The sequence below is a fragment of the Undibacterium paludis genome, assembly GCF_022568815.1.
In the GTDB taxonomy this organism is placed as follows: domain Bacteria; phylum Pseudomonadota; class Gammaproteobacteria; order Burkholderiales; family Burkholderiaceae_D; genus Undibacterium.
Genome location: NZ_JAKZHX010000005.1, coordinates 352,224 through 364,819 on the forward strand (window position 1 = coordinate 352,224; position 12,596 = coordinate 364,819).

General features: G+C 52.3%; 9 protein-coding genes. 4 read left to right on the top strand and 5 right to left on the bottom strand.

Annotation, left to right across the window (positions count from 1 at the left end; all coding sequences use genetic code 11):
• Positions 1 to 154 precede the first annotated feature (154 nt).
• Positions 155 to 1,216, bottom strand: a complete 1,062-nt coding sequence (locus tag LZ463_RS11285) for an ABC transporter substrate binding protein (protein WP_241455725.1) — start codon at positions 1,214 to 1,216, stop codon at positions 155 to 157.
• 322 nt (positions 1,217 to 1,538) lie between these two features.
• Positions 1,539 to 3,635, bottom strand: a complete 2,097-nt coding sequence (locus LZ463_RS11290) for a TonB-dependent receptor plug domain-containing protein (RefSeq protein ID WP_277624020.1) — start codon at positions 3,633 to 3,635, stop codon at positions 1,539 to 1,541.
• A gap of 221 nt (positions 3,636 to 3,856) precedes the next feature.
• Here LZ463_RS11290 and LZ463_RS11295 point away from each other — a divergent pair, with 221 nt between their 5' ends.
• From LZ463_RS11295 to LZ463_RS11305, 3 genes are all read left to right on the top strand, one after another.
• Entirely contained in the window at positions 3,857 to 6,685 is a 2,829-nt protein-coding gene (locus LZ463_RS11295; protein ID WP_241455726.1) for a valine--tRNA ligase, read from the top strand.
• A gap of 148 nt (positions 6,686 to 6,833) precedes the next feature.
• The gene (locus LZ463_RS11300; RefSeq protein WP_241455727.1) at positions 6,834 to 7,289 is read left to right on the top strand and encodes a DUF2147 domain-containing protein; all 456 of its coding nucleotides are present in this window, start codon (positions 6,834 to 6,836) and stop codon (positions 7,287 to 7,289) included.
• 173 nt (positions 7,290 to 7,462) lie between these two features.
• Positions 7,463 to 8,269 (top strand): substrate-binding periplasmic protein, encoded by an 807-nt coding sequence (locus LZ463_RS11305; RefSeq protein ID WP_241455728.1) that lies wholly within the window; start codon positions 7,463 to 7,465, stop codon positions 8,267 to 8,269.
• Positions 8,270 to 8,283: 14 nt separating this feature from the next.
• Here the strand turns inward: LZ463_RS11305 and LZ463_RS11310 are convergent, their stop codons facing one another.
• Entirely contained in the window at positions 8,284 to 9,822 is a 1,539-nt protein-coding gene (locus LZ463_RS11310; RefSeq protein ID WP_241455729.1) for a sensor histidine kinase, read from the bottom strand.
• A gap of 370 nt (positions 9,823 to 10,192) precedes the next feature.
• Between LZ463_RS11310 and LZ463_RS11315 the strand changes: the two genes are divergently transcribed.
• Positions 10,193 to 10,441: an HP1242/YdcH family protein gene (locus LZ463_RS11315; protein ID WP_241455730.1), complete on the top strand. Its 249-nt coding sequence runs from the start codon at positions 10,193 to 10,195 to the stop codon at positions 10,439 to 10,441.
• Between the two features lie 30 nt (positions 10,442 to 10,471).
• Here the strand turns inward: LZ463_RS11315 and LZ463_RS11320 are convergent, their stop codons facing one another.
• On the bottom strand, positions 10,472 to 11,269 hold the full coding sequence (locus tag LZ463_RS11320; RefSeq protein ID WP_241455731.1) for a DUF3025 domain-containing protein: 798 nt from the start codon (positions 11,267 to 11,269) through the stop codon (positions 10,472 to 10,474).
• Between the two features lie 16 nt (positions 11,270 to 11,285).
• Entirely contained in the window at positions 11,286 to 12,347 is a 1,062-nt protein-coding gene (pyrC, locus tag LZ463_RS11325; RefSeq protein ID WP_241455732.1) for a dihydroorotase, read from the bottom strand.
• Between the last annotated feature and the right edge of the window lie 249 nt (positions 12,348 to 12,596).

The following is a 12,596-nucleotide window of genomic DNA, read 5'->3' on the forward strand; positions in this document are numbered from 1 at the left end:
GGCTTCAGTAGACTACCCCGATGCACAGCCGGATTTCTCTACATTCAAGATCATGTCTGCAAGATTCGATAGCAGAACATGCTTGGCTTTTTCTTTCTTGTACAAAACCAGAAAGCATGGCTTTGCGCGTGATTTTGCCCTTCACCAAGCTTCACTATGGTTCAGGAAAAATGGAATCAAAACTTCGCTGACTTTGATAATCTATATTTAATCCTATGTGGCTGGCGGTACGCAAATTGACGGCAATCAGTACTTCCCGCAGCAAGGACACGCCTGCCTTGCGGCCATCGCCACTGAGTGCACCGTGTGCCGCCGATGCCAGGCTGTGCCCCAACTCAAGATTATTCGGATATAAAGCAAACAGCGCACCTTTCTTGGCATGCAAAAAGCTGCTGGAAAAAAACGGGATACCACGGCTCCAGGATTCCCTCAAAACCAGGGGAAGGATGCTGCCTTCTTCTACCGTGGTTGTATCCTGGGGTAGCCATAGGGCATCCTTGCGGTCGGCATTGGCAAAGGCGGTTTCATACTGATGAGCAGCTGTGGCCAGGTCCTTTGCCTCATAGGCCACAAGTTCCAGGCCCTGCTGACGCGCAGCTTCACGGGCGAGTTTGATCAGCCACTCATTGTTTTTTGGGTCATAGACCACCAACACCCGTTTCACATTCGGCAACAGTCCTTTCAGACGGGCAAACAACAGAGCCGGATCAGGCATCAGGCTAACGCCCGTCATGGTGCGACTTTCATTTTCCGGGATATTCAGGACACCGCCGACCACCACCGAGATATCCCTGTCCAGTCCTGTTGCCAACTTCATGCCCTGGCGGCCAAGCGCGATGACCACCTTGACACCGTTACGCTTGAGTTGTGCGTTCAATTCGCTGGCTTCAAGCCTGGGGCCCAGGGGAATACTGATGACCGGGATACGGGATTTATCTTCTACACCTTCAATGATTTTGGCAAAGATGCTGCGATAAGGCTCGCCCAGGTCCGGATACAGTACAGCCAGACTGCCGCTCATGGATGCCTCACCCCGCTTTGACGGGTTGGCCGTATCCGCAAATACCAGGTATTCCCCATATTGACGCGCCTGTCGCAGCTCTTGCGATAGCTTTGGCGTACTCATGTAGGTAGCCTGGTTTTGCAGCATGGCGACATCAGGCAAAGTCAATGACTGTGCACTGGCCGTACCAGCAACCAGCAGGAAACAAAGCATGCAGCAAATCTGCAAGACGTAATGAAGCACACCCGAGCTCCACGAACTGCCCTTGCGGGAGCTGGAAGATCGAGTGTGGCAGGAAGTCAGGTAACTGTGCTCCGACATTACGTTTTTTATTCCTTGACTGAATTCATGTTTGCTTGCAAATCGCTTTTTCAACCAGTTTGCGTTAAGCATATGTCATCACATTTTTTACAGCATTCAGCGATGAAGAATAACCGCTAACATTAACAGGTTTTTCCTTCATCAACTGCAAATTTAAGTAGCCGTGCCTGTCTGTCCGACAAACGGTCGAGATAGGACAACAGACAATCATTTTTTACAACTTATAGCTTAACTGCAAAAACATTGATCGCCCTCCCAGGGGAATATCAGCCGGCATATTGATAAAAGGTGCGCTGTAGGCACTTGGTTCACGCACATCGGCATTGAGCACATTACGCAATATCAATGCCCACTCCCAGCCAGTATGCACCTTGCGCGAACCCAGTGTCAGGTCCAGTGTCGTGTAATCACTGAGTTTCTCTCTGGTGTCCGCAGGTTCCCGCTGACGGTCGCCGATATGATTGATCTGTGCATTGACGCGCCAGCCCGCTGGTGCCTGCCAGTCTGCCCGCAGATAAACATGACGACGCGGTGTCATGCCCGGATCTTTTTTAGTGATGTCATCGACAGCTCTCTGATAGGCAAAGTTTCCGGCCAGACGCCAGTCCTTGCTGACTTCCCAGCTTGCTTCCATTTCAAAACCGCGCCCGGTACGGCTGCCGCCATTCTCATTAAGGAAATTATTACTGACACGTATCAGGTCCGACATCTGATAGCGGAACAGATTCAGCCCCAATTGCAAACCCGGCCTGGCCTGCCAGGACAAGGCGGCTTCTGTCGTACGCATTTTTTCTGCCCTGAGGGCGGGATTACCGACGACCACCGGGTTATTGATGACATACAATTCTTCAAATGACGGTGCGCGAAAAGCACTGCCATACAAGAGCTTGGCAGTGAGGTTGTAATCAGCTTCCCACACCAGGGCCAGCCTGGGGTTGGTCGTACCACCAAAATCAGAATACTGATCGTGCCGTACGCCGGCAGTCAATGCCCAATCCTTGGCAAATTGCCATTCATCCTGTACGTACAGATAACGTACCAGACGGCTATGTGGATGCATATACGGTACAGTGTCCGTCACGTCCTGCATATCAGAAAATGCACCGACACCGATGGGGGAATTATCGGGATTAAAATTCTTGGTCTCCCGTATCTTGTACAACTCCTCTTTTGCGGCACCTGCACCAAAACGCAGATGATGCTGTTTGAAGCCACTGTAATCGAGAGCAGCATTCAAGCGTCCGTGACGCTCCCAGCGAAAGGGGCTGCCGATGAAACCATCCTTGAAGACGCCGCCAAAAGCACCCGGCGGGAAAATCATGACCAGGGAATTTTCATTGTAATAGGTAAAACTACCATTGAATTCCAGACTCCAGTCTTTAGCAAAATCAGGATCTTTATATTTCAAGTCCGAGGTAAAACGTCTGCTGCTGCCCCAGCCCCTGGGGTCAAGCGCCAGGGCGATGCCGGTACCTGCACCGATATTTTCCCTGTGCATGAGTCCAAGACGCAGATTCCATTTGCCATAACTGAAGTCAAGATTGCCATCTACCGCTGCGCGGCCAAAGCTCTCATAACCTGGCGCCAATGAAGCATGCGTACCGAACAGCTGATCAAACCCTGTCTGAGCATCCCTTTCAACCAGGGGATTGGCACCTGCCGTTTTGCTATATTGCAAAGAGGCGGCAACATCTACGCTGCCAAGTTTGCCACCATGCAGCACCCAGGCATCGACGCCTTGAAATGACCCCAGACGCATACCGAATCTGGTGCCATCCTGCTCTTTGGCATTTTTTGTGATGATATTGATCACACCTGAAAAAGCATCCGCACCATACAGGGCAGACCCAGGACCGCGTATCACTTCTATTCTGGCGACATTCTCCAGCGGCATATCGGCAGAAATAAAACCACGGTCACCACTATAAGCGTTGGTTACCGGTGTACCATTGATCAATACCAGCACCTGCGGATTGTTGAGCCCGCTGCGTACGCCGCGTATGGTATAGATAGACATATTGAGCACCGTGGAACGGCTGACATGCAGGCCGGGCACGGTTTCCAGCACGCCATCAAGACTGGTAGCGCCCATGGCTTCGATGTCAGCAGCAGTGATCACGGTGGCTACTGCCGGGGCACGTCGCAAAGGCAAGGCAGCCCCTGTCGCCACACTGACCTGCGACTTATCACCGTAGACCAGGGTCAGGTCTTCTTCATTATTCTGGTCTTGCGCCAGACTCAGTTGCGGGGAGGCAGCCGACCAGACTGCCAAATGCAGGGCAAAAACTGTACTGACAAGCTGTCTCATCATGTCCCCTGTGGTTTATATCCATATTAATCCAAACCTTCAGGTGTGGACAAACAAGATGCATGAGGGCAAGTCCAGTTTGTATCAATGCTGCCAACAAGTGACAAGTTTTAAAAGATTTATTATTTTTTGAGCAATCAGTTTGAGTCTTGCAGCAGTAAACACTGCCGTTAGCACTTTCCTCATTTATAATCAAAGGTTTAGCAATCACCGCAGATCATATTATGGAATTAGCCAAGTCTTTTGAGCCCGCACAAATCGAACAATCCTGGCGCGGCGAGTGGGAAAAACGTGGATATTTTGCCGCCACCATGGATGAAGGCAAACCCTCTTTCTGCATACAACTGCCGCCACCCAATGTGACGGGCACCCTGCACATGGGCCACGCCTTCAACCAGACCATCATGGATGGCCTGACGCGCTATTACCGCATGCGTGGTCACAATACGGCCTGGGTGCCGGGTACTGACCATGCAGGTATCGCCACACAGATCGTGGTAGAGCGCCAATTGGATGCACAAAAGATTTCGCGCCATGACCTGGGCCGTGAAAAATTCCTGGAAAAAGTCTGGGAATGGAAAGAAAAATCCGGTTCCACCATCACCGGCCAGATGCGCCGCATGGGTGCGTCTGCCGACTGGGACCGTGAATATTTCACGATGGATGCCGAACGTTCAAAAATCGTTACGGATGTCTTCGTCAAACTGGTGGAGCAAGGCCTGATCTATCGCGGCAAACGTCTGGTCAACTGGGACCCGGTGTTGGGCACCGCAGTGTCTGACCTGGAAGTGGTATCGGAAGAGGAAGACGGTTCGATGTGGCACATCCGTTACCCGTTTGCCGATGGCTCCGGTCACCTGACGGTAGCGACGACCCGCCCGGAAACCCTGCTCGGTGACGTGGCGGTGGCAGTTGATCCAACTGATGAGCGCTATATTCACCTGGTTGGCAAGATGCTCAAGCTGCCGCTGACAGAGCGTGAAATCCCGGTGATTGCCGACAGCTATGTCGACAAGGAATTTGGTACCGGCTGCGTGAAGATCACGCCTGCGCATGACTTCAACGACTATGCCGTTGGTCAGCGTCACAATCTCGACAAGATCAGTGTCCTGACACTGGATGCCAAGATCAATGAAAACGCCCCTGCGGCTTACCAGGGCATGGACCGTTTCGTCGCCCGCAAGCAGATTGTGGCCGACCTTGACGCACAAGGCCTGCTGGAATCAGTCAAACCACACAAACTCATGGTGCCACGCGGCGACCGCACGAATGTGGTTATCGAACCCATGTTGACTGACCAGTGGTTCATGGCCATGAGCAAGCCGGCACCGGAAGGTACGCATTTCCCTGGTAAATCCATCGCTGAAGTAGCGCTGGAAAAAGTCGCTGATGGTGAAATCAAATTTATCCCGGAAAACTGGACGACGACTTACAACCAATGGCTGACCAATATCCAGGACTGGTGTATCTCACGCCAATTGTGGTGGGGCCATCAAATCCCGGCCTGGTATGGCGACAATGGCGAAATCTTTGTTGCGCATGATGAAGCCGCTGCCAAAGCCAAGGCGACTGCCGCTGGCTACACTGGCGCGCTGAAGCGTGACGACGACGTGCTCGACACCTGGTTCTCGTCTGCACTGGTGCCTTTCTCTACCATGGGCTGGCCGGAAGAAACACCGGACATCAGACAATTCCTGCCATCCTCGGTGCTGGTGACCGGCTTTGACATCATCTTCTTCTGGGTAGCGCGCATGGTCATGATGACCACGCACTTCACCGGCAAGGTACCGTTCAATACTGTGTATGTACATGGCCTGGTACGCGATTCCAGCGGCCAGAAAATGTCCAAGTCCAAGGGCAATACCCTGGACCCGATCGACCTGATCGATGGCATCAGTGTTGATGAACTGGTGGCCAAGCGCACAGCTGGCCTGATGAATCCTAAACAGGCAGCCAGCATAGAAAAAGCCACGCGCAAGGAATTTGCTGACGGCATCCCTGCCTATGGTACGGACGCGCTGCGCTTCACCATGGCCAGCTATGCATCGCTGGGCCGCAATATCAATTTCGACCTCGGTCGTTGTGAAGGCTATCGCAATTTCTGCAACAAGCTGTGGAATGCGACCCGCTTTGTGCTGATGAATACTGAAGGCAAGGATTGCGGCTTTGGTGCTGGTGTCACCGATGCAGACCTCGATTATTCCCAAGCCGACAAATGGATTATCTCCACTCTGCAACGTGCTGAAGCCGAAATAGAAAAGGGCTTTTCCGACTATCGCTTTGATAACATCGCTTCTGCCATCTACAAGTTTGTCTGGGATGAGTATTGTGACTGGTATCTGGAAGTGGCCAAGGTACAGGTACAAAATGGCACGGAAGCCCAGCAACGCGCCACCCGCCGCACACTCTTGCGCGTGCTGGAAGTGATCCTGCGTCTGGCTCATCCTGTCATTCCTTTTGTCACAGAAGCCCTGTGGCAAACCGTGGCGCCACTGGCAGGCAAGACCCTGAACCCGGCTGGCGACAGCATCATGGTTCAGCCTTACCCGCTGTTCGTGGCTGAGAATGTTGATACCACTGCAGAAGCCTGGATGCAGGCTTTGAAAGGCATGACCGATGCCTGCCGCAACCTGCGCGGTGAAATGCAATTGTCCCCTGCCCTGCGCGTACCTCTGCTCTTGCAGGCTGCAAATGCAGAAGACAAAGCACGCCTGCAATCTTTTGCGCCTTACCTGCAAGCCCTGGCCAAGTTGTCAGAAGTATCCGTCGTCGATGCCTTGCCTGAAGATTCACCAGCCCCGGTATCCATCGTCGGTGAATCGAAACTGATGCTGAAAGTGGAAATCGATGTGGCCGCAGAACGTGCCCGCATAGGTAAGGAAATTACCAGGCTTGAAGGTGAAATTGCCAAGGCAGAAACCAAGCTGGGCAATGAAGGCTTTGTCGCCAGGGCGCCGGCACAGGTCATCGCGCAAGAGAAAGAGCGTGTCGCAAACTTCACTGCCACTTTGCAAAAGCTGCGTGAGCAATTTGCAAAATTGCCAACGGCATAGTAAATACAGTTAAAGTAGAGACTCTAAAAATCTTGTACGTGGTGAAAAGCTTCGCCACGTACAATCGATTCAGGAAAATAAAAGTAATAAATAAAAGCAATAACATTTACACGAGTCTTACTTCTCATTTTTTTCAAACGGAGACAGCATGAAAAAAACGGTTTCACTGGTATTAAGTGCATTGATTGGTCTGGCTGGTCTGCCCTTGCTGGCACAGGCGGAAGAAAGCCCGGTCGGTCTGTGGAAAAGTATTGATGACAAATCAGGCAAGCCCAAGGCATTGATACGCATCACTGAAACTGGCGGTGAATTACAGGGCAAGATAGAGAAACTGTTCCTGGAAGCCGATGCGGCTGAGAAGAACCCGAAATGCGACAAATGTGAAGGCGCCAACAAGGACCAGCCCATCGTTGGCATGACCATCTTGTCCGGCCTGAAAAAAGATGGGGATGAATACACGGGTGGCAAAATCCTCGACCCGGGCAATGGCAAGCTGTACAGCAGCAAACTCAGTGTGATTGAAAATAACAAGAAGCTCAATGTTCGTGGTTACATCGGTGCACCGATGTTTGGTCGCACCCAGACCTGGTTGCGCGAACAATAAATTAGCTATCAAATAATGATGTCGTAACAATGGGAGCTCAGGCTCCCGTTGTTATTTGCAATTCATGAATTCAGGTCAGCATTGTTCACATACTGTTGCTGCCCAACGACTTGCCAGAAATAGTAATAAGACAGATGATTACCCTCTGAATCCCTTGTGATAAAGGCGGTATCATGAAGAAAACATGCTCATCCTGGTTTGCTGTTGTTCTGCTGATACTGCTACCGCTATTGCCTGGCATGTCGTGGGCGCAAGCCCAATTGCTCAAAATTGCCACCGGTGAACTCCCTCCTTATGCCACTGAAAGCCGGGCTGACAAAGGTATTGCCCTCAGTATAGTGCGGCGTGCTTTTGAACTGGAGGGATATCAGGTGGAATTTACCTTCCTGCCCTGGTCGCGCGCGCTGGCTGAAAGCCGGGCTGGCAAATGGGATGGCACAGCCTATTGGGGTCATAAACCTGAGCATGACCAGAGCTTTTTTCTGAGTGACAATGTCATTACCGAGCAGTGGGTATTCGTGTATCGCAATACCCTCGATTTCAAATGGAAACAGCTTGACGATCTCAAGCCTTACCGTATCGCCATGATACAGGACTACACTTATACGCCAGAAATCTGGGCCATGGCCAATAAGGGCGAGTTGAAAATGGAAAAACTGCCCAATGACATGGCAGCATTGAAATTGTTGTTGCTAAAGCGGGTGGACATCGCCCCCATGGAGAGAAACACCACTTGTGATTTATTGGCGCGCAATTTTTCCCCTGCCGATGCGGCCCAGTTATCTGCCCACCCCAAGCTGATGACAGAAAGTTTCACCACCCATCTGATGATGTCACGTGGCCTGGCCGCCAGTGCCGGCAGGATTGCGGCCTTTAACAATGGCTTGAAAAAACTGCGTGCCTCTGGCGAATACCAAAAACTATCATCCCAGGTCAGTTGCCCGCAAGGCTGGTCTGATGTGGCCAAACCCGGCCATTAGGCCTGCCCGCTAGCTTAATCGACGTCATCGTCGTGACCCGGTGCGCACAAGGGCATTTGCATGATAAAGCTGCTGCCTTTTTCTGGTTCGCTTTCCACCCGGATGTTGCCGCCCAGCACATCACACACCAGGTTATAGACGATATTCAGACCCAGGCCACTGCCCCCTTGTCCCAGCTTGGTGGTGAAGAAGGGGTCAAAGATACGTCCCAGATTGACTTCAGCAATACCAACGCCATTGTCATTGACCCTTAACTCGACTTTGGCCGGTTCTGCATCCAGCAAATGCGCCCTGATGTCGATGATGCCATTTTCCCTGCCATCAAAGCCATGCAAGATCGCGTTATTGATGAGATTACTGATAATCTGCCCGAGCAGACCGGGATAGGCATCCATACGTATTCCGGTCGGGATATCGATGCGGACCTCATGCACATGATGCCGGATACTGCCGCCCATGGTCAGCATGGTTTCCCTGACGACTTCATCGAGAAAAAACATCCGGCGCTGGGCACTGGTCCTGTCCACAGCCACCCGCTTGAAGCTGCCGATCAGATCCGCCGCACTATGCAAATTACGCAAGAGAATGTCACTGGCCTGCAAATTACTATCGATATATTTTTGCAAAGCGGCTCGGGTGACACCTTGCGCCACCTTCCTGTTGAATTCGCGGCTCAGATCATGGATGGTGCTGGCCACCGTCACGGAATTGCCTATCGGCGTATTGAGTTCATGGGCTACGCCTGCGACCAGCGAACCCAGGGCGGCCATCCTGTCGCTACGCTGGATCTCGGCATGGGCGCTGCTCAAATCATCAAGGGCTGTGCGTAACTCCTGATTCGATGCATGCAACTCCCTGGTCCGGTCGGCTACCCGCTGTTCCAGCGTGGCATTGTGGCTGGCCTGTTCATTCATCAACTCACCCAGGCGCAGGCGCATGGAATCGATGCCCAGCGCCAGGCTGCCCAGTTCATCGGGCCTGGCAGCGCTGATGACTTCTGTGAGATGCCCCTCACCGAGGCGATCGACATCGCGCTGCAGTTGCTGCAAGGGGCGCATCATGCGTTTTTGAAACAGCAACCATAACAGGAAAAAAGAAATCAGCAATTGCACCAGAATGGCAGCACCGCCCTTGAGGATTTTTTTCAGGAATTCCTGTTCCATCCAGTAGCTGCTCATTTCTATCGTGACCCGTCCTATGATGCTGCCATCTTTGCGGATATTGCGGGTTTCGCTGATCAGGCCCTGCCTATGCTGTATGGCCTGCTCGGCATGCACAAAGCGCCCCAGGGCAGCATCCTCAACGACGATACGCACGACATCGGGATTGAGCATGACAGAATTGACGAAACTTTGGGCACTGCTTGCATCGACTTGCCACAATGGCACGGGCATGGTTTGTTCCAGCATGCTGGCATATTGCTTCAGAGGCTCACGCACGCGCACTTCGTACTCGCGTTCATAACTGTCCCTGGCCAGCACGGTGCCGAGCAGGATAGCGGGAATCAGGATGCCAAGGGCGATACCCAGAACAATGGCCTTACGCAAGGACATGGTCGCTGCACGCCAGCCTGTATGCTGGTCTGGTGATACTGGATGAGGTGAGCGCTTGCCCAACATAGTTGCAGCCAGTCCCGGTGTTAGCCCGATGCCAGATGGCAGAATTTGTCCAGACCGTAGATCCGGACCTGATAAGTTTGAAAAGCAGCAGGAATCACAACGCCACACACGCAGATATACAGCATTGCACAAATATTCTAACCGAAATTGATGATGAATCTGAAATCAGCAATTTATGCGGCACAACATCAAGGCCATCATTCTGTTTTTCTCTGCCTGTCTTGATGCAGGTCATGGATGATGATCTGGATAAGCTTAGTATAGAGGCAAGGAAAATCCCTTCCTCGATCATCAAGGAGTATCCATGCAAGTAGATCACCACCCTCTTTCTACTGAATTTCCAGAATTCAAACAAGCCATTCACGAACTGAAAGCCAACGACAAGCATTTCGCCAAGCTGTTCGCTGAATATGATGAGACCGACAAGGCCATCAACCGTGTATTGAACGGTGCAGAGCATCTGGGTGATGCTGCGCTGGAAGACTTGAAGAAAGCACGCCTGAGCCTGAAAGATCAATTGTTCAAGATCATACAAGCTGGCGCTGTGGCCTGATAGTAACCGGCAACCTCTTGAACGCCGGGCTCAGTTCCGGCGTTTTGTCCTGAAAACTTGCTGGTCTTGGTAAAAAGATGCATCCTGCTGCGGCCACCAGCCTGGTATGCCAAGTACTGGTAAAGGCGTGTAATCTGCCGTCGTCAACACCTGGCTTGCGAGTTGCGCTGCTACTACCCCATCGATATGTGCACGTCTGGCGCCGGCATCGAGCTTGAAATAAGCTGGCTCCACCATGACGACCCAGGTATGCGCTGTAATCGCCTTATAGGGCTTGACCAGCTTTTCCATCAAGGCATGTCCAAAGCACCAGACTTCAGCACAGCTATTGAATTTATTTGCCTGCCGGACAAAGGCATCCTCCCATGCATGTGCGCGCAAAGCGGCAATCAGGTCTGCTCCTTCGGGTGTATCTGCAAGGACCAGCAGAGCAGCATTCTCATCAAAGATAGTTGCTGCATCACGCGCGGGGCCGCGTGACTTGCCTATGCCCAAAGCAGCAATTTGCGCGGCCTGCAAGGCATTCAACTGGCGCTTGATGGCAGGGAAAGTCAGCCACACCAGTGCATTGAAAAAATCATGCAGATTCTCGCGCGTGGGCACTAGTCCAGTGGCGCTGATATGCGCTTCATAAGCCGTCCCCTCAGGCAATTCTTCCTGTGTGATAAAGCGCAAGGGCAAACCAAGATGATTCTGCAAGTCCGCCTGCACGGCACACTGATTGAGTTGCTGGCGCCAGTCATCCGCCGCCAGCAAGTCTTTGGCCGATTCGCACACTGTGGCAAACCAGGCTCGCGACCAGTCTATGTCATCAAAAAAACGTGTCATGAATTACCAACCGGATTTACGCAGTGCGCATTTTCCAGTGCAGGGTTTCACCACTGTTCAGTGGCACGACGCTGGTGTCTGCAAATGGCAATTCTGCAGGAATTTGCCAGTCCTCGCGCACCAGGGTAATGCTGCCGCTATTGCGTGGTAATTGATAAAAGTCAGGGCCATTGAAGCTGGCAAAAGCTTCCAGTTGATCAAGTGCACCGGCCTGCTCAAAAGCCTGAGTATACAATTCCATCGCATGCAGCGCGGTGTAGCAACCGGCGCAGCCACAGGCATGTTCTTTCAAACCCTTGGCGTGAGGGGCAGAATCAGTACCCAGGAAAAAACGCGGGTTACCGGAAGTGGCCGCCTTGAGCAGCGCCTGCCTGTGTGTCTCACGTTTCAGTACAGGCAAGCAATAATAATGCGGGCGTATGCCACCCTTGAAAATTTCATTGCGGTTATACAGCAAGTGATGAGCCGTGATCGTTGCCGCGATCGGGCCACCGGATTCTGCGACATAGGCTGCCGCATCACTGGTAGTGATATGCTCAAACACCACTTTCAACTCGGGCATGTCTTTGCGTAGCGGCTTCATGACACGGTCGATGAATACCGCTTCACGGTCAAACAGATCTATCTCAGCATCTGTCACTTCACCGTGCACCAGGAACGGCATGCCGACTTCCTGCATGGTCTCCAGGGTCTTGTAGCAGTTTTTGAGATCAGTCACACCCGCATCGGAATTGGTGGTTGCACCGGCAGGATACAACTTCACGGCATGGACAAAACCGCTGTCTTTCGCACGACGGATTTCGTCTGGCGGTGTGTTATTGGTCAGGTATAGCGTCATCAGCGGTTCAAACTGCATACCTGCCGGCAGCGCCGCCAGGATACGTGCACGATATTCTCCTGCTTGAGCCGTGGTGGTCACCGGCGGCTTGAGATTAGGCATGATGATGGCGCGACCGAACTGTGCCGCTGTATGCGGCAAGACACTGGCCAGCGTGGCACCATCGCGCACATGCAGATGCCAGTCGTCTGGACGGGTTAAAGTGATTTCCTGGGGAAGTGCTGATGTAGTGGCTGTCATGATAGCTCGCTGTGACGGAATACCGGCATTTTACCTTTTCCACTGCATTTTCTCGAATTTTGAGGAACGCTGCCTTGCATCACGGGCCAAGACAGTAGCAGTCAGGTCACAGATAATTTGCTCAATAACCAATATAATAAAACAAAGACCCCGGCACTTTGCAGTACCGGGGTCTTTGTTTTGCCCTGCAGAGGGGATGTTTTCCCCCTGCAGGGCATGGGTAGCGAACTACCCATGGTATTGCTACGT